The organism is Ruegeria sp. HKCCA5491 (assembly GCF_013034565.1).
Classification (GTDB): Bacteria; Pseudomonadota; Alphaproteobacteria; order Rhodobacterales; family Rhodobacteraceae; genus Ruegeria.
Genome location: NZ_WQGG01000002.1, coordinates 216,748 through 234,519 on the forward strand (window position 1 = coordinate 216,748; position 17,772 = coordinate 234,519).

Here is a 17,772-nt window from a genome sequence, read left to right on the forward strand (position 1 = left end):
CGTTGGGCTTCGATTTGGAGCCGTGGCAACAGCAAATCATGCGATCAGAAAGTCAGCGTTTGGTGGTCGTTGCCGCTCGGCAATGCGGAAAGTCCGTAATCTCGGGCGCACTGGCGGCACACCGGGCATTGACGCGACCGGGATACAGAATTGTTCTGGTTGCCCCTAGCTTCAGACAGTCGAGCCTTCTGGCCGACAAAATACATGACGCGTTGATCGGCAGCGATGCGGAAGTCAAAAGGGTGAAGGAAGGGCTGACACTTCCAAATCAATCGACAGTGACAGTCTTGCACGGGGATAGATCCTCAACCCTGCGCGGGCATACGGCGGACCTCCTGATCGGGGATGAATTGTGCTTTTGCAAACCTGAGATTTATCCGGCGATCTTGCCGATGGTTGGGTCGACAGGCGGGCGGTTTATTGCAATCTCCTCCCCAAACGGACCGTCAGGCATTGTTTATGATATGTCGTCTCAGGACGGCGTTCAGTTCATGCGTATTGCGGCGGACGACGTGGCGCACTTCAACCCCGATGTGATTAAGGAAATACGCGGTCGTCTCGGCCCTGCATTGGCCCGTCAGGAATTGGATGCTGAATTTGTTGCGTCTGCCAGCAGTGTATTCGACGCGGGTGCGTTGGACGCAATGTTTGCCCCCGATGTGGATCTGAAGGTCGAGGGCGAGGATATCCCTGCGCAGGAGACGGCATTGGAACAGCGTTTCCGGAAACTTCAGCAGGACGAGGACAACGACAAACGTCGATCAATGGGGTGGCCACGGATATGAGACGACGCAGACAGATCAAACGAGATCGTATGTGGGGCCGTATCTATGCGGTGTCAGGTGGCCAGCCTAACCAGCCTTTGGTCTGTATGGTTGCTGACGTGTTCTGGGACGAGACGCAAGACGATTGGCAAACGTGGCTAGATCCACAGGTGGTGGCGGTGCAGAAATGCTGGTTCGCGGCGAAAGATCATGCGGCCCTGCGCGGTTGGATCAAAGCGGACCGGCAGGCATGGCGAGACGAGGTTTTGACGCGGGAACATATGCCCGTGATTATCTTACTAGATGTCAGTCAGGCTCCGGCATCGGCGGAATTGCTAGAACCCCTGCGTGATGGTCAGACCAATATCACCGCGATCATGTTGAATGCGGGCACTGACAATGCGCTGGTGAACACGAGACAGGCGCAATCGGCGACGACAGCGGTGGGTGCAAAGTGGTTGATCTCGCACTTTGATGGGCGTGTTGCAAAAGATCCTGCGCAAGCACTTCGATACAGCCGCCCCTATGTGCCTGACAGGATTGTCATGTCCTTCGATGATTTCGTCGACGGAGATCCTCCGCTTATGGATCGTAAGGATATCCGGACCAGTATGTCGGCGGCTGAAAGTCTTATGAAAAAAGCGGCCAATGCGGATGGCGAGGCGCTGTTGTCCCTATCAGCCGATGAGGTCACCGCGTCGGCTGTTATGTTTACGCTTTTGGCAGCCGATATGTGTCGACCTTCAGCGGACTATCAGCCGCCAGGGTCCAATATCTATGGCGGTATGCACCCCGAGGAACGGCGGCGTGCGGCGGCAAAGTTCACCTTGGTCTGATGCGTATTGCGGCTACGGATATCGGCCAGAAAGCGGACCCGACGGCCCATGTGCAGCTTAGGCTTGAGGATGATATCTGGGTGGTCGAGTTGGTGCGGCAGTTGCCCCTTCAGACGTCGTTTCGGGATATGGCAGACATGCTTCAACCCGATGTGGACCGCGTTTCGCACTGGGCATACGACAGCGGTGGAACAGGGCAGTCGTTTGCGGAGTTTGTCGACACCTCCGGTCTGCACGCTGTTGTTCCTATCGTCATAAGCGGCGGGCAGGCAAAGCCCCATATCGTTAAAGGCCGTGTTGTTGCGTCAAAAGCTGGCCTGATCGGTGGGCTTCAGCAAATGATGTATCACCGCGAATTGGTCGTTCCTCAAGACTGTCCTGGTCGGTCTGTCCTTATGGCCGAAATGCAGAACTTTGTGCGCAAACCTCATGGTCGGCACACGAAAATGGAAGCCGCTGGCAATAGTCATGACGATACCGTTTTGGCGCTGGCAATGGCGGCGTTGTTGGCACGGAGGGTGTAATTCGGAAAAGCTACAGCACCGAAGTCCCGTCACACCTTAGTCCGGAGCAATACCTGTTTCAGCGTGTGCTGTTCCTTCAGGTCACTGATGCACTCGGGCATACATACGCGACTGCGCCGCGCGAACGTAGCGATCTGATCTATGCGGCGCGCAGGTGGTTGTGCTTTGGGCAGGACATGGTTCTGGTCGCGACCTTGGCAGGCTTTGACGCTGACATCGTCAGGCTTTGGGCAATCAAACAGCGTGATCGGGGATGGCCGGACGCAGTCGCACATCCACAACTAGACGTTGCTTAGGCGGTTTTACGGAATAGTTCTGGAGTGTGAGCGACCTCCAACCGATGTGGCAGGGAATGTCAGGGGATAGACCCTCCCACGGTAGGTTGCGAACAGTTACGAACTAGGCTCAGGTAAATGTTTACATAAGGTCGTTCGCGTCGTTCGCGTCACTCACACTGTTGATTCTAAGCGCGGAATCTGTGAGTGACGTCTAAACAGGTCGCTCACACTGACCTAGTCGAGATTTGGCCAAAATGCACTCATAGGTTAGTCTGCGGTTGGGTGCATTAATCTGCGTGGAGGCGACTACGCACGAAGATATGCTGCAGGGCTTCGGGCTTCTGGGATTGCGTGACGCCCATAGTCAAACCGATGTATGCGCTCCTTCAGCGGCCCAACGTGCAGTGGATATCGTCTGAGCGCCGACGTAAGTGCAGATCTCGGAAATTGAACGTGAGTTGGCAAAGCTGAAGCGCGACGTGTTCTAAGTTCGGATGCACCAAATGTTAGGGACGTTCAAATGTATTGCGATCCATAAATTAGGCGGCTTTAGGAGTTTGGTATCAATGTAAAAGTTGGCAAGTGGGCATAACACTTAGGCAGAAAATCACACGGACCGACGACCGCGCGCCACTATCTGGAGTTTGCCGTGGAGTTGACGCTTAGAGAAACGAAATTTTCCGCGGTCTTTCAGTTAATTGTTCAAGTCGAAGGATAGACAAAGTGGAAATCTTCATCTTCATTGCTGCCATTTCAATTATCTTTGTTGTCCAAATGTACCTTCGGGGAGGCCAAATCATTGAAGAACGTTACCGGAGTGATGTGGCTGAAGCCAAAGTCTGCGCGCGTGAAATGGGTAAGGAAGACGCTGGACTAGGAACCTTGGATGAGCCGAAGACAAGGAGCCGCGAAGCGCTAATGGACATTGCAGCGAGTTTCATCAAAGAGCTAAAAGAGCATGACGCAAAAGCGATCTACGACTCCTATTTGCATGCTCACAGCAAAGAACGCGACCATCTTTTACATGTCTACAAATCAAAAAATGACCCTGAATACCTATTCTACGGGTTGAAATGAGACATTTTTAAATCGGGAGTAACACGTGCTTAGTGGATTTTGAGGAACAGGCTAACGATTGAAACCGAAAGCGAAAGAAACTCACAGAGCAAAAGAAAATCGCGAAGAATGATTAATCAAAGAAAAAGCACCATCGTTTTGTGCTCAGTTCTCACTGTCGTCGCCAGTACTGCGCTGGCTGACGCAACTATATGCGCACTCGAAGCACGAACGTCTCCAAATGGTATTAAACACTACAATGCTGAAATCGTTTTCGCAGACGACTTTGTGGTCGTTACCAAAGGACCCCTACCTTCGTATACTTTACCATGTAGCAAAATGCGTGCCGAAATCTACGCTTTAGACTGTTTTGGATTTATAACCATTCCGCACATAATGTATCAGGTGCAAGCCCAAAACCTCGAAGTCGGAAGTCCTGTTGTTATTGCTGCGCACAACTCAAAGTATATTCATGACGACGGAAGGTTCATGCAGGCGGATCTGTACACAGTTAGTTCGTGCAAGTAACGAAAATTGCTGGCTGGCAATTTTAAGGGATTGTGGCCCTGATTGGTCAGGGCGACTGTTGCGTCAAAGGCTTTAGACAGTCGGCCATTCGTTGTTTTGATAATTTAAAAAATTCATCGGCATTAGCGGCTTGATTTTCAAAGAGTTCAAAATAATAGTCTGGGTTTTCTACAGCCCGCAAAATATAATACACCTCCCAGCTCAGAAACTTGTTCACTTCGTTTTGTTCAGCGGGAAGTTCATCGATATCTATGAGTGTTTCTGAAAGCAGACACATACCCGCGATGGTGATTGGCCCTTCATCGTCAGGATATGCTTGAGCAGTAGCTGCAGTAGCCAGTGCTGTCGCGGCACAAGCTGTCAAAGTTGCTTTAAACATCTTTAGGCTCTCTCTTTTTGAAGTCCGAGACCATCTTGCCGATTTCTCCGACTGCACCAAGCAAGATTGAAGTAGCAACAAGGCTAAGGATTGGTTTTATCACTTTTTGAGTCATGTAGCTGACATCGTCCGCTAAACTCGGGCTCCGGCTCAGAACTTCGTCTAATGAGGCCAATAGTCCCAGCGCCAAAACAAGGCCAACCCATGCGGCAATACGAGCCAAGGTTATGAAAAACATATAATGATCCCTTCGTAGCGAAAGGCGACATAAACTGTTCGATGTACAGGGTCTTGCGAATTAGAGCCAAGATTTTGCTCGCCGATGCCAATTGACAGGTGATAGAACGAAATTAGAACATACAGCTATGAAAAAGTGGCCACGCACAATCCCCTTCGATCTACGATGCAAACTGGAAAGCCTACGCGAGTACCGCAGCGCTCCAAGTTTGCAGGATGATTGGGCGGCAATCTTCGAGTGGCTGAACGAACATGGCGTCGAACCACCTGATCATGCACTGCCGACAGAACCAGAACTACGCGGGCCGATCGGTCATAGTTAGTTTTCGGTTGACTACACGCGCTACTCACTTCGAAGCTGATGGGAACGCTAGAAGAATGATAGGCGGCAAAAATGATTAGACTTGCTTCGGTAGTTGCTTGGCTGGCAGTTCTGCTCGGATGCCTTAGAATTGCGATGGGCTTATTTGTAGCTTCGCAATTTCCGGGGGCCGAAGAAAACCTTGCTGCTTCGAAAAGGTATTTAGCAACAACAAACTCAGGTGATGCGATCGACCAAGGAATTGTAATTCTGGTTGTAGGTGTCGTGATTGGGTTTCTTGTGAGGATTGCCAAGCGTCGCCGTAATTGAATGGCTGAGTAAACACCAGAATGTACTTCCTAAACGCACCTTGCCAATAGAACCTGAAGTCTCAGGTACAGTCGGTCACCGTTGAAGGCGACGAATGACAAAAACTAACAAATGTTTGGCAAGCAATCGTTAATCCGGTTCACCAAATGCACTTATGTCCATCGCGAATGGTTCCCTCACGAAAAAAATTGGTGGAGTTTGTTAGTGATGAATTTTGCTGTTGTAGCAAGGATGCTATGTATTCCAGCGGCTGTAGGACTTTTGGCCGGGTGCGAGACTACCAACTATGAGCAACCCACCCAAAACGTGGTCGGAAAAGTCATCGACTTCGACAGCAGTTCAGGCCGAATAGTAACTGAAGTACTGTACGTTCCAACGGTACACACCGTATTGGAGCGACCGCTAATCGATGAAATGGTGGCGATGTGCAAAAGTTGGGGCTGGAAAGGTGTTTACTACGGCCACGGTTACTTTGTTGGGCGTGACGGTTTGACTCAGATTTGGCGCAACAATAACCAATGCACTAACAACGTATGACACGACAAATTCTCGAAATTCCAGCCGCATTACGAACAAAATAAATGGTTTGCCGTGGGAAAAAAGAACCCCGCGCTGAGGCGGGGCGAGTCAGACCACGTAGGGTTTCAGGGGGAAGCTGAAACTGTAGGTAATACGCGTCATGTCGAAAGCTGGATTTCAAAAAGAGGCTGCACCCCGCACGAAGGCGAGGTGCAGTCACTCACGAATAGGTCCCGAATGGGGTTGGGGACAAAAGTTAGTACGTCCGTTTTGATGGAAAGGATCAAATCAAAATAACTCCTGCGGATTGTTTTTCTCCAGAGAGTTAATTTGGCGCAAAATAACAAACAGTTGACCCATATTCATATGACTATTTTCTTCAACTAACTACTTCTCACCCCGATGTTGTTGATTTGTTGGAGCGTTGAGTTTGTTCACGAGGGGGTACGCAGCAGCATCAGGGGGCGCACACTGCCGACTTCCCCCGAAACTCGGTGGTGTGTCGTCCCCGATCCATTGAGCCCATTTCGTTGTCACGTCTAGTTTGTGAATTGCTGAGGAATACAATGAAAAAGTTTTTACCGATTGCGTTTGCTGTAGTCATGACCGCTAGTAATTCGACAGCTATCGCTGAACCTTGGACCTATTCAGAAATCGTCAATCCAGAAAACCTCCAATCGGTTAAGGTGGAAGTAACGGACGGTGCAACGGAAGGATGCTGGACAAACATTGGCGAGGTGCAAACATATGCAGAAGATAAACTTGGGAATCTTGGCTACGAAGTCCGGGAGAAGGACGCTCCCGCCCACTTTGTCTTCGATGTATTTATTAACAGTGGTCGCTCAGGTGGAACTTGCTTCGGATATATTGAAGTAACGCTTAAAGCTCCGGCGGAACTCAAATGGAGCGAAGGTACGGCATTGGCTATTCTGGGCGACCACGGCGGCGTGTTTAAGGGCTATGATAACGCCAACTACATGATGCTAGACTACGTTAAAGAATTGATTGATGAGATGCGGGATAATGCAGAAAGTCGCGTAGAAAGCCGTGAGCATCCGACAAATGAAACAGGCGTTGAAAGCTGAATTCAAAAACTGTGCTATTGAGGCCCACTCCAGCAAAACAGGCAACCAGGGTTCATTGTTCGCCATTGCATGACGCTCATCGTCCCACCCTGACCAATGTAGATGCCAGTGTTCCGGCGATCACTAAAGCTATGACCGCATCGCAATTATACACCTCCCATTAGATCCGTATTGCAGGGGCGATATTCGCGTTCGTCTACGATCCAGTGGTGGTTTCCGCAGACGGGATGGGTGCAGTTGTCGTCCAGGTGCACGCCATCAGGACAGCGATCACAGGAGGGGCGCGTCGACATGTGGACGGTTGCTTCGCATTCCTCACATTCACCCCTGATGTAGTCGTCAGGGTTGCGTTTGAAATGATGCTGGTCGGCGGCGTCCAGTTCGATCACGACGAGACTGCTGCAGACGTGACAATCGGTAATGCGTTTCATGCGTCCTCCTGTTCTGGGGTTATCTGCGCCAACCAGTCGTCAACGCTGTACTGAGTGCCCCAGGTCGGCCCGACTGTGGCCTCAACCAGTTCAGTCGAAGGGGCATCCGGAAATGTTTCGCGCCATGCGTCGTGCATGGCCTGTTCGACAACGGCGATTGTGCGCTTCACAAGGTCGACATCGGTGGGTGCCTGAAGGACCAGTTCGTCGTGAATCACGGCGCATAGGAGGACATCAGATCCAGACAGGGCGGCATCGGTTTTGATAGTCGCCCTGTGCATCAGTTCTGCGGCGGTGCCCTGAATCGGCATGTTCAAGGCTTTAGTGAATGAAAATCCGTTCAGAGCGTCCCGTCGCTGATATTCTGACATGGCTTCGATATCGCGGTCGGTGTGTGCTGATACACCCCATTGCCAGTACCAACGACGCCCGAGACGGGTTTCGACATATCCTAGTTGACGGCATTCAGCGGCGTGCGTGCGTTGCCAATCTCGCACCCCGATGTAGGCGTCAAAAAATGCGTCTCGGGCCTGACCAGCTTCATCAAGTGATAGGTGGACGCCATATCCGTTGGCGGCATAGTCGCGAAATCCGGCTGGACCCATTCCGAAACTCAATCCGAAGTTCAGCGCCTTCGCCAAACTACGGTCGTGTTTGTCTACATCGGTTTTGCCAGTCACTGCGCGGGCGGTCTGCGTATGAATATCCGCTCCCTCGGCAAAGGCTTTGCGCAGGTCCTCATCGCCGGAAATCTCGGCCAGAATACGCAGTTCGATCTGACTAAAATCTGCGGTGATCAGAACATGGCCTTCGGGTGCGCAGAATATATCGCGATACCCACTCAACAGCGGATTGCGCTTTGGCTGGTTCTGGATGTTTGGGCCTGACGATGAGGAGCGGCCTGTGTTTGCTCCGGCAATCCAATAGCTGGCCCGAACACGATCATCTGCACCGGCTATGTCTGCCAACGGTTGGCCGTAGTTGGACAGCGCTTTCTGCCATGTCCGCAACAGGCGCAAAGTGGAAGCACCTGGCAAGACGCGCTCATGCTGCTTCAGAATGTCTTTGCCGGTTATGAGTTTGCGGGTTTTTGTCCGTGGCCATTTGTGCAGAACATCGTTGGGCACAGTCGCCTCGATGTATGCCGCTATCTGTGCGGGCGTCGGTCGGTCGCTGATTAAATGGCCGTTTGTCTCCTGTACGAGACGAGCGGCACAGGCATCGCGTTCCGTTTCCCAATCGCGGGTTTTCTGGGCGTGCAGATCGCGGTCGAGTAGAAGGCCGTTGCTTTCCATACGAGAGACAGCGGGCAGGACTTCGTCAAACAGGTCTTGGACCGTCTCGGCCTGCGCATCGAATTCCCTGCGCTGAACGGCCCAAACCTCATAGGCCAGAACAGCGTCGAGCGCGGCATATCTAATCTGATCTTCGGAAAGTTCGTCAGTAGACCAATCGCTGGCCCCTAGCCCCTTCGGAATTGTAACCCCGAGATGATCTTTGCAGGCTTGTGCGAGGCCTATTTTCGTTTGCCCGGTCAAAAGCGTGCAGGCGGACATCGTGTCATAGACGCGGCAATCCGGCTCGATCCCTTCGCGGGCCAGCATACGCAGGTCAAACTTTGCGTTGTGCGCGGCCAGGGAAGGGGCTTTCCGGAACAGCTCGGATAGCACATCCCATCCACCGTTGAGCGCGTCGAACACATAGATTGTGTCGCTTCCTCCGGTGAACACCGACAACAATCTCGGACGGGCGCGCAGGGGATCGAGGGCTGCGCCTGCGTCACCGGTCTTCGGTTGGTACACGGCGGGTGTACCCTTCAACGTCAGCTTTACCTCGATAAACGATACATACTCGGGCAACGGCATGGTTTCGGTGTCAAAGCAGATCACGCCGGTATCTTGTGCCTCGGACAGAATACGCTCGATGTGGTCCTGTGCTTTGTCTGCGGGCACATAGACGACATCGAAGGGTTTCAGCACGGCGTCCACACGTTGGCGGCCTTCGGGGTTTACCTGCGGGCGAACAATGTCATGTACCTGCGCTGGGTAGGCCATAATCCATGCGGCGGCATCAGGGTCGTTCTCGCAGGTCGCGCGAATATCCCCGTTTGGGTGGCGTTCGAGCGTGCCCTCAGCTTTGCGCAGGCGTTTGAGGGCCGTCGTGGGATCTGTTATCCGCAGGGGAGGCTTTGTTTTATTGGGCTTTCTGCGTTTAAGCGCAGAAATTTTCGGTAAAGTCATGTTGGACCCCCGGATTTGGAGGGGTCGAGCATCAAAACGATGTCGTCGATGTTGGACCGGTCGGGCCTCCGACTGTGGAACACGACACGAATACCGGCGCGGTCGAGTAGACCTTCGCAACGGGACAGCTTTTCACGAATTGTGCGGTCGGTCGGCCAGTCCTTATCTGCCCGCACCGATGTGGTCACATAGGGGGCAACAGCGGACACCAGGTTATCTGCACCGCCTTGCCAGACGATATTTCCGTCCTCATCGGTGGATAGGCGAGGTCGACGGACAGCACCGGCATGCTTTTGTTCCGGATCGTCCGTCCGACGTTCAGCGGCAGACCTGCGGGTTTTGGGATCGGAAAACAGCGCAATGATAGCCCCGGCCACTGGATTGGCATCCATAGCGGCACGACGTGAACTTTCCGTGTTCTGCTTTAGATCTTCTGCGACAGTACCGGCGGGCCATAGCTGGTGCATGGCAGGCTCACAGGCGAGGGCGAATTGTCCGAAGTCCGCCATGCGGGGCAGGGAGGACAGGTCGACGGTGTCCATGTTGGCCAACGCGATAGACATCATCTCCAATAGGCCTCCCAATATGCGCGGGCGGTCCTCCTCCCAATCGGCCCAAACCTTCGCTTCGGGCAGGCGGTCACCCTCCGAGACAAACGGAGGGCGGACAGTCAAAGTCCGGCTGGCCAAATCTGGGCGGGTGATAAAAGCCGAAATTCCGTTGGCAATCTGTGGACGGGCGGCATGAAAAACAGCTTCATCCGCATCGGTGTAAAGCCGTCTCGACCCCAGGCTGGCCCCGGTTGCGACAGCGGCCATGTCGTCGGACAGTTCACCGCTCAGACGGGACACGTTTTCATAGTTGAGGAGATACCGGTTTTTCGCGGCGGCAACGAAGTCTCGGGCGGTCTTTGGTGGGCGCTTCAGCGGTGTCGCGCTCGGGTCGATAAGCGACGCCAACATTACGGTCATAGTTGATTTGAACGATCCTTCGCCGCCAATAAGTGCCAAGATCGGGAAGGGCTTTTTGCCGGACAGCACAAATGCGGCAAACAGGAACATCAGCCGCGCCTCATAGGGCGTGCCGGTATTCATGTGTTTTTCAAATAGGCGGAACGCGGTTGTCGGCTTTTCCAAGACAGGCTCGGGAAGTTCCTGCATATGGGTGGCGCGCACAAAGATCACAGGACATTCGGAATACGGCAGAATTTTCCAGCCGGTCGGCGCAACCTGGATAACGCGCCACGGGTCATCCCCGATGTCGACATAAACATAGTTTTTCTCGCGGGCGGCACGGATATGAAAGTCCTGCGGGTCTGATCCGTCGGTGCTTATTAGTGCGGACAGCGTGTCGGACAGTTCGGAGATTTGGTCCTTCTTGAGGACACTACGGAACCAGCGGACGCTTACGGCCCTCGCGAACTTTGCGAATGCGGCACTGTCCAGTTGATATGTGCGCATGTGCCCGAGACGGTTCGTATGCATCAGGACAACATCGTCGGAGTGGTTGCGCGTAAACCCGAAACCGTTTTCCGGATTGAGGAGGAGAGCGACCATTTTGTCGACTTTGCCGCCGTCGCCTTCTGCGTCTTCGGTCGAGTCGACCAGCATGTCTTCGAGCGGGGTTGTGGTCGTCTCGTCGTCTGGGGCGAATGGGTCGTTGGGCATTGGGATGTTCTCCGACGGACCCTGTGTCCCACGGGCCAGCCTTATTTATTGGGGTTAGACGAACCAGTTTCGCTAACCGGTCCGTTTTCGTTATCTGGAACCCTGATGCAGGACGTATTCGGTGGTCCGTTCGATGTAATCGGGGTCGTCTGCGGGGCTGAGATAGTCGAGCAGGTCCGGCGCGAAGACGGAAAGAACGTGCATCAGTTCGTCGGGTTCCCGGTCACATCGGGTGGCAATGTTCATCAACGTCCAGAACGCGTCATGGCGACCTTGCGCCTCGGCACAGTTGGCTTCCGTGGCGATTGTCTTTGTGGCGATAAACCAACCCAGATGTTTAAGGCCATGCCAGCGGTCGAACCATGAAGTGGTGGCAAGCCGCACATTCACCGTGCGTGCCGCCCGATGCGCCTGGATAATCGACATCATGTCGACCAGAGCACGGTCCATAGCGTCTGCGGTCACCAACGGCAGATCCGCAGAATCCGCAGGAATGTCCAACGGCGTAGGCCCCTCATAGTGGTACGGGCGTTGGGTCTTCGGGTGGATACCGAAACCAACGATCAAGCCGGTGCCCGAAAAGATCTCGACCGGGTTTTTCCTCTGCGACCGGATATCTCCGGCACTTCGGTACAGCGCCACAAACTTTGGAGCGGACCCATAGCGGATGATTGGCGTCACCCCGATGTGGGTTTCCAGTATTTGGCGCACCTGGTTGGCGGCGTGCCTGTCTGTGATGTCGACATCTATGGCCAGATTGGTCGGTTGCAGGGCAATCCCGACGTTGTGGTCGGGAAAGTCACGTTCCATGCGCAGGAGTTCGATTTCAGACCAGAAGCGCGTGTTTGCGGTATTCCAGCCCCGCATTGCACCGCCCTTACCGGCGGTGGGTACAGGTGGCCAGCCCATGTCCTGCAACGGGCTGGCGATCTCGGCAATTGTATTCATGCCGAATACGCATCTGAAGCGGGGTGTGCGTCGACCAGTACTTTTGTCGGCGTGCCCCTGATCAAACGGGTGCCCACCTCAATCGTAACGGTCTTGCCGACACAATCAACGAGTTGATCGTCGGCATATTCGCCCTGCGCGCCGCAGGCCATGATTAGCGAGTCGACGATTGCGCCGTTCTGCATGTAATAGCGTGCGCCCGAGTCCGGCCCGTCGGTCACCAGGGGTGCAGGCAGAAAAACGGTGTTCTCGTCGATGGTGAACGCGACATTCACCAGTTCGTTGCCATTCGGGTTTGTGTCGATGGTGGCGGATTTCACATCCAGCGTGTGCAGACCGTCTTCGAGGTCCACGGCTTTGACACGGCTTCCGAAGGCTTTGCGCTTTGCGGGTTTAGATTGAGTGGGATTTACAGTGTGGAGACGACTTTGGGGTTTAGGCATTTTATGCGGCCTCACCAGGTGTGATTGATTGGGACTTGAGGAATTCGTCGATAGCTGTGCCGTCGATAACCAGACGGTTACCAACACGGCGGACGCTATTGCCGAAAGCACCGCTGTGGATCAGTTCCATCAGCTTTGTGCGCCCGCAAAGGTATCCATTGCTATCGGGGTTTGTGAGTTCCGGAACGCGCCAATTGCGGTGGCCATATTGACCGTCGCGCAGGTGTGGACCGATTTGGTCGGTTTTGGACAAAACGAGTACCTCCGAGAAGTTACGAACAGTGTCCTTCCTGCGTAACTGAGGTACGGGTATGAAAAGGGCACACCGCTAGCGGTGTGCCCTAAATAGTGACGTTGTGGGTGACCTAACCGGACGTCACTCACAGATTACGCTTTTAAAAACAACGCTGTGAGCGACGTGAACGACGTGAGCGACCTTTTGTAAACATTTACCCGAGGCGAGTTCGTAACTACATGTAGCCTACCGCATCGGGTGTCAGTCCAGTTCACCCGCGTCCCTGCGACGGATGATTTCCTTCATCGCCCTAGCAATGGTCTTCAATTGCGGGATATCGCGCGTTTTGAAGTGCACGTCTCCATCGCGGACAATGGAGTTCTGTACGCGCTGGGCGGCCCCTCGACCACCGTTGCCCCATACGTCGACGTACCTAATCCAGTACGTATTGAATTGTACATCCTGGGTGGCGTTTGTCTTGGTCGCGCCGGTCTTTCTCGGGGCGACATACCTTGCGTCCATGTCGTCCAGCTTTTGTGTGAAGCCTAGGCCGTCTTCGGCGTGCTTTTCGCGAAGATCACCGTATTTGCTGTTTATCTCGGACAGCGTGTTGCGGGCGTGTGCATGGTCGGATGTTGCGCTTCCCAGGGCGTATTCCAAGCGTTCGATATGCTGACGATACACCCCGATGTGGTCGAGTGCTTCTTCGAGCGTCTGCGGCGCGTGTACGATCCCTGCGACCATGTTCCGATAGCGGGTGGGGTCGTCGTAGTCTTCCCCGACCAGTACAAAAACCTTCGGTTTGTCCGTCATGCCACCGCTCCGTCGAATTTGACGACATTGTCGTCGGCCACGCCTGCCAGTGCGTTGGCCCACCGTTGCCACGCAATGCGTGCCGGTTCCTTCAGTGTCGCATGATTGTAAACGGAGTCGATATTCGATTTTGCCGGTTTGTGGTTGGTACAGCGGTTGCGTACCTCCAACGGAATAGTTTGTTCCCCGGCCCATGTGGTGAAGGCGTGACGGCCATCATGACTACGGTACTTTGCGTCAACCCCGAGGGCGGCACGATTGGTCCCGATGTTTTTGGACAGGGTGTCTGACGAAATGTGCTCGTCAGGATATTTCACGCTCGGGAATACCCACACCCCATCTGGATCGTCCGCACGGCGCTGTTCCAGAATCTCGACGGCCTGATCGCTCAAATAGATAATATGCTCCATGCCGTTTTTCGTGCGCTCCGTTGGCAATTTGATCTGGCGCTGGTCGAGATTGACTTCGGCCCACGGCAAATCGGTGATTTCTGAAATCCGGCAGGCGCACAAAAGCTGAAGGCGTGCAGCGTCACCATACAGCGGCCCCAGGACATCGGGTGCACGATCATACAGATTGCGTGCTTCAAACACGTCCACCGCACGGTTGTTGGCTTCACGGCTTTCCAGAGTGCCGATGGTCAAGAGAGGATCGGGGTATTTGTCCAGATCCAACCACGGCTCGGGCAGGGCAATGCGCTTATTACGGCCAAACGCTGTGTTGAACATGGTTGTCACAACAGTCAGCAGTTTTTCGGCTTCGCGCGGTGCCCGTTGGCTCAGTTCGAGGATAATGACGCGCAGGTCCGGTCCGGTAACCTCCATTACGGGCTTATCGCCGATCTGGGCGTCAATATACTTCGTCAGCAGGCGGCGGTCGCCCTTCGCAGAACTAGGCCGCTTTTTGAGGTCAACGTATTCCTCCAAAAACTTAGTCACGAGTTCGGACATGGTCATGACGGATTCAACGTCGAGGTTAAGCAGGCGCTCGGCAGGTATCGCCCGATGTCTGCCGTCCTTCTTGATGCTGAAGCGGATAGTTCCCCTCCGGCGCAATTTCCGCAGTTCGTTGGCGGTCTTTTTGGCGTCGTCGATAGATGTCTTCGGATAATCCCCGATGTAGCACTCAACCTGCCGTGTCGATCCTGGTCCGTCTGTAGTGCGGAAGTACCAGCGGAATGCATCCTGACTGCCCCGGCGCATGATCAGGCCGCGTGCGTTTGGGTCGGTGACACACTCGCCTGGTTTCATCTTCAGATAATCTTCGTCGGTAAGTTCGGCCTGTTTGCCGTTCTCCCCGATGTCGATGGCGCGGATTACTGCGGCACGTAGTGCGCCACTGGTTAAATGCAGAATGTCGTCGCGCAGGCGCGCGGTTGCTTCTGCGTTGTTGCGAATCTTGTCCGCTTTGCTAATTCCCTTCTTAGGCATGCTGTAGTTCTCCTAACAATCAGCGTGTCGGCCCTGGTGCGAGTACCAGTCGCATCGGGGCCACCGAATCGGCCTGATTAAGGTAGGTTTCATTCCGTAAGTTTTCCAGACTCCCCCGTATAGTTGCGTGATTTTGCGGTATTTTGCGAACAGTTGGCCGAATCCACGTCGATGTGATTGGACACAGGGCGGGTGTGCGTAAAGTACTGATTTTATTGGGAGTTGTAGTGGTGGGCGACCCTGGAATCGAACCAGGCGTGCGTCTCCGCGAGGGAGTTACAGTCCCCTGCCACACCTTGCGGCCTGTCGCCCACTGTCAGGCGTTGCACCTGACGTGGAGGCGTGATTACTAGCGCCTTAAAGGAGCGTCAACAGGAAAATATCGCTTTGGCGCAGGAAACCGATTTCCCGGCCCGGAGGCCCAAGAAATGAAGAAACCCAAGTGGGTCGTTGAAAAGGAACAGGCGCGCAAAGCTGCGGCGTCGGACACCGTGTGGCTGTTTGGTTTGCACGCTGTGCGCGACGCCCTAATGAACCCGGATCGGCAGAAGCTGCGCTTGATTGTGACCCGAAATGCGCGGGACAAGCTGACCGAAGCCATTGAGTTTGCAGGGATTGAGCCCGAGATGGTCGATCCACGCAAATTCACCGCCCCGATTGATCCGGGGTCTGTGCATCAGGGCGCGGCATTGGAAGTGAAGCCCCTGGACTGGGGTGGGCTGGCCGAGAACTGTATCGGGCGAGAACATCCGCGCGTGATCCTACTGGACCGCGTGACAGACCCGCACAACGTCGGGGCGATTCTACGCTCGGCCGAAGTGCTGGGGGCCAGCGCAGTTATCGGAACGCGCCATCATTCGGCACCGGAAACGGGGGCATTGGCAAAAACTGCAAGTGGGGCGCTGGAAAGGCAGCCGTACCTTCGTGTTCGCAATCTGGCCGACGCAATAGTCGAGTTGCAGGGTATGGGCTTTATGGTGCTGGGGCTGGACGGTGAAGCGGACCTTACGATCGAGGCCACTTTGGACGGCAAACTGGATCACCCGGTGGCGTTGGTGCTTGGCGCCGAAGGGCCGGGTTTGCGCCAGAAGACCAAGGAAACCGTTGATCATCTGGTGAAAATCGACGCAGCGGGTGGGTTCGGGTCCTTGAACGTCTCAAACGCGGCTGCGATTGCCCTATATGCCTCAAGGCACAGATAAACAGGAGAGCACCATTTCCACGCCCTCAAAAATCGCCACCTGCTGCTACTGTGGAACCCGCGCGGCGCTGGTTCTAAGGGGAAAGCAGCGTCATGAGCTAAGTTGTTCAAGCTGCGGCGCGCCTCTGCACGACCTGAAAATGGTGCCCAAGCGCAAACTTTCGGACAGCAAGCCGGTTCGTAATGCCGCGAAAACCCAGCACCCGTACAAGAACAAGAAGAAAAAGAGGAAGAAGGGTTTGTTTTCGCGCGTTCTGGATGAAGCCTGGGACGTGGTTGAAGATATCTTTGATTGAGGGGACGTATTCGCATCTCAGGCGATCACAAACTCGTTAATGGGGGTTTCGGATGTGTCAAAAAATTGCAAATTGATACACTGAACCCCAAACCATGACTTGGTGATTATGAACCGACGTTTCCTACTTGGCGCGATGGCCGCCACCCTGTTTGCTCCGGCGGCGTTTGCCCAGGACATGCCCGTCTTTTATCAGACGGACGGGGCAGTTATGGCCGGATATGATGCGGTTTCGTATTTCACCGAAGACACCCCGCGCCTTGGGCTTCCTGAATTTTCGGTAAAGTGGAAGGGTGCCGAATGGCACTTTGCCTCGGCCGAGAATCGCGATGCTTTCGAGATGAACCCAAGGGCCTATGCGCCCCAGTTCGGCGGATACTGCGCGTATGCCATGGCGATGGGAGAGTTGGTGAGTACAGACCCGAAGCTTTGGACAGTGATTGACGGACGGCTGTACCTGACGCACTCACCTGGGATCGAGCAAGTATGGAACACCGACACTGCAGAATACATCCGCATGGCCGAAGCACATTGGCCCACCGCGCTATACGAGCAATAGGCGGGTTTCCGCTTTTTGTGATCTGTCATCACAAAATTGCGCACCCCCTCTTTTTTTCTCTCAACTTATGCCTAAATGTCACAGTGACCGCGGAACGGAACTGCCGCGGGTCATTTCACTGTCCCTCGTTCCAACAACTTGCGCTCAGGTTTTTACCTGGGCGCTTTTTTATTCTGTGTCGTCCGAATAGGGTGGGCGCATGACCGAATACTCTGATGCGTTTCTGAAAGACATCCTCCAGCGAACCAAGTCGATTGCCGTTGTCGGTGTTTCGATGAATCCGGTGCGGCCAAGTTACTATGTGGCGCGTTACCTGTCGCTCAAGGGGTATACCGTTATTCCCGTGAATCCGGGCCATGCAGGTAAGGAGCTGTTTGGTCAAACAGTGCGGGCTTCGCTGTCTGATATTCCAGAGCAGGTGGATATGGTGGATATTTTCCGGCGCTCAGAAGCAGTTCCGCCAATCGTTGATGAGGCGCTTGGGGCATTTCCTGGTCTACGCACAATCTGGATGCAGATTGGCGTGGAAAATGACAAAGCCGCCGCCGTAGCCGAAGCACGCGGTGTTGATGTTGTGATGAATCGTTGCCCGAAAATCGAATATCAACGCCTTTTCGGAGAACTGCGCATGGGCGGCTTCGCGACCGGGGTCATATCGTCCAAGCTTTGAATG

The 17,772-nt window shown here is 54.2% G+C and carries 22 protein-coding genes and 1 tRNA gene; 12 read left to right on the forward strand and 11 right to left on the reverse strand.

What is annotated here, in order from left to right; translation table 11 throughout:
• Positions 1-2 precede the first annotated feature (2 nt).
• The 5 genes from GOV88_RS04805 (at position 3) to GOV88_RS04825 (ending at position 3,479) form a co-directional block, all read left to right on the forward strand.
• Entirely contained in the window at positions 3-785 is a 783-nt protein-coding gene (locus GOV88_RS04805) for a terminase large subunit domain-containing protein (RefSeq protein ID WP_171239694.1), read from the forward strand.
• On the forward strand, positions 782-1,600 hold the full coding sequence (locus tag GOV88_RS04810) for a hypothetical protein (RefSeq protein WP_171239695.1): 819 nt from the start codon (positions 782-784) through the stop codon (positions 1,598-1,600). The genes GOV88_RS04805 and GOV88_RS04810 overlap by 4 nt, the downstream gene beginning before the upstream one ends.
• Positions 1,600-2,124, forward strand: a complete 525-nt coding sequence (locus GOV88_RS04815; RefSeq protein ID WP_171239696.1) for a hypothetical protein — start codon at positions 1,600-1,602, stop codon at positions 2,122-2,124. The genes GOV88_RS04810 and GOV88_RS04815 overlap by 1 nt, the downstream gene beginning before the upstream one ends.
• A 65-nt stretch (positions 2,125-2,189) precedes the next feature.
• Positions 2,190-2,420: a hypothetical protein gene (locus GOV88_RS04820; RefSeq protein ID WP_171239697.1), complete on the forward strand. Its 231-nt coding sequence runs from the start codon at positions 2,190-2,192 to the stop codon at positions 2,418-2,420.
• A gap of 705 nt (positions 2,421-3,125) precedes the next feature.
• Positions 3,126-3,479, forward strand: a complete 354-nt coding sequence (locus GOV88_RS04825; protein ID WP_171239698.1) for a hypothetical protein — start codon at positions 3,126-3,128, stop codon at positions 3,477-3,479.
• Between the two features lie 553 nt (positions 3,480-4,032).
• On the opposite strand, the gene GOV88_RS04830 is transcribed toward GOV88_RS04825, so the two are convergent.
• Complete coding sequence (locus GOV88_RS04830; RefSeq protein WP_171239699.1) at positions 4,033-4,365, reverse strand: hypothetical protein; 333 nt, start codon at positions 4,363-4,365, stop codon at positions 4,033-4,035.
• Complete coding sequence (locus GOV88_RS04835) at positions 4,358-4,603, reverse strand: hypothetical protein (protein ID WP_170696005.1); 246 nt, start codon at positions 4,601-4,603, stop codon at positions 4,358-4,360. Before GOV88_RS04835 ends, GOV88_RS04830 begins: the two co-directional genes overlap by 8 nt.
• Before the next feature lie 393 nt (positions 4,604-4,996).
• Between GOV88_RS04835 and GOV88_RS04840 the strand changes: the two genes are divergently transcribed.
• The 3 genes from GOV88_RS04840 (at position 4,997) to GOV88_RS04850 (ending at position 6,837) form a co-directional block, all read left to right on the forward strand.
• A complete protein-coding gene (locus tag GOV88_RS04840) occupies positions 4,997-5,233 on the forward strand; it encodes a hypothetical protein (RefSeq protein WP_171239700.1) in 237 nt (78 codons plus the stop codon).
• Positions 5,234-5,344: 111 nt separating this feature from the next.
• Positions 5,345-5,770 (forward strand): hypothetical protein, encoded by a 426-nt coding sequence (locus tag GOV88_RS04845; RefSeq protein ID WP_171239701.1) that lies wholly within the window; start codon positions 5,345-5,347, stop codon positions 5,768-5,770.
• A 548-nt stretch (positions 5,771-6,318) separates the two neighbouring features.
• Positions 6,319-6,837 (forward strand): hypothetical protein, encoded by a 519-nt coding sequence (locus GOV88_RS04850; protein ID WP_171239702.1) that lies wholly within the window; start codon positions 6,319-6,321, stop codon positions 6,835-6,837.
• A gap of 146 nt (positions 6,838-6,983) precedes the next feature.
• On the opposite strand, the gene GOV88_RS04855 is transcribed toward GOV88_RS04850, so the two are convergent.
• From GOV88_RS04855 to GOV88_RS04895, 9 genes are all read right to left on the reverse strand, one after another.
• On the reverse strand, positions 6,984-7,268 hold the full coding sequence (locus GOV88_RS04855) for a hypothetical protein (RefSeq protein WP_171239703.1): 285 nt from the start codon (positions 7,266-7,268) through the stop codon (positions 6,984-6,986).
• Positions 7,265-9,508 (reverse strand): DNA polymerase, encoded by a 2,244-nt coding sequence (locus GOV88_RS04860; RefSeq protein WP_171239704.1) that lies wholly within the window; start codon positions 9,506-9,508, stop codon positions 7,265-7,267. The genes GOV88_RS04855 and GOV88_RS04860 overlap by 4 nt, the downstream gene beginning before the upstream one ends.
• Positions 9,505-11,175, reverse strand: a complete 1,671-nt coding sequence (locus GOV88_RS04865) for a hypothetical protein (protein WP_171239705.1) — start codon at positions 11,173-11,175, stop codon at positions 9,505-9,507. The genes GOV88_RS04860 and GOV88_RS04865 overlap by 4 nt, the downstream gene beginning before the upstream one ends.
• Before the next feature lie 90 nt (positions 11,176-11,265).
• A complete protein-coding gene (locus GOV88_RS04870; protein WP_171239706.1) occupies positions 11,266-12,123 on the reverse strand; it encodes a bifunctional DNA primase/polymerase in 858 nt (285 codons plus the stop codon).
• The gene (locus GOV88_RS04875; protein ID WP_171239707.1) at positions 12,120-12,566 is read right to left on the reverse strand and encodes a hypothetical protein; all 447 of its coding nucleotides are present in this window, start codon (positions 12,564-12,566) and stop codon (positions 12,120-12,122) included. The genes GOV88_RS04870 and GOV88_RS04875 overlap by 4 nt, the downstream gene beginning before the upstream one ends.
• A 1-nt stretch (position 12,567) precedes the next feature.
• Positions 12,568-12,819, reverse strand: a complete 252-nt coding sequence (locus tag GOV88_RS04880) for a hypothetical protein (RefSeq protein ID WP_171239708.1) — start codon at positions 12,817-12,819, stop codon at positions 12,568-12,570.
• Positions 12,820-13,062: 243 nt separating this feature from the next.
• On the reverse strand, positions 13,063-13,614 hold the full coding sequence (locus GOV88_RS04885) for a hypothetical protein (protein WP_171239709.1): 552 nt from the start codon (positions 13,612-13,614) through the stop codon (positions 13,063-13,065).
• Entirely contained in the window at positions 13,611-15,044 is a 1,434-nt protein-coding gene (locus GOV88_RS04890) for a site-specific integrase (protein ID WP_171239710.1), read from the reverse strand. Before GOV88_RS04890 ends, GOV88_RS04885 begins: the two co-directional genes overlap by 4 nt.
• Before the next feature lie 228 nt (positions 15,045-15,272).
• Positions 15,273-15,356: transfer RNA gene (locus GOV88_RS04895), tRNA-Tyr, on the reverse strand.
• 116 nt (positions 15,357-15,472) lie between these two features.
• On the opposite strand from GOV88_RS04895, the gene rlmB reads away from it, so the two are divergent.
• From rlmB to GOV88_RS04915, 4 genes are all read left to right on the forward strand, one after another.
• Entirely contained in the window at positions 15,473-16,246 is a 774-nt protein-coding gene (gene rlmB, locus GOV88_RS04900) for a 23S rRNA (guanosine(2251)-2'-O)-methyltransferase RlmB (protein WP_171239711.1), read from the forward strand.
• Complete coding sequence (locus GOV88_RS04905) at positions 16,227-16,541, forward strand: hypothetical protein (RefSeq protein ID WP_171239712.1); 315 nt, start codon at positions 16,227-16,229, stop codon at positions 16,539-16,541. Before rlmB ends, GOV88_RS04905 begins: the two co-directional genes overlap by 20 nt.
• A 108-nt stretch (positions 16,542-16,649) precedes the next feature.
• Positions 16,650-17,099 (forward strand): YHS domain-containing (seleno)protein, encoded by a 450-nt coding sequence (locus GOV88_RS04910; protein ID WP_254428665.1) that lies wholly within the window; start codon positions 16,650-16,652, stop codon positions 17,097-17,099.
• A 199-nt stretch (positions 17,100-17,298) separates the two neighbouring features.
• Positions 17,299-17,769, forward strand: a complete 471-nt coding sequence (locus GOV88_RS04915; protein ID WP_171122469.1) for a CoA-binding protein — start codon at positions 17,299-17,301, stop codon at positions 17,767-17,769.
• Positions 17,770-17,772 lie beyond the last annotated feature (3 nt).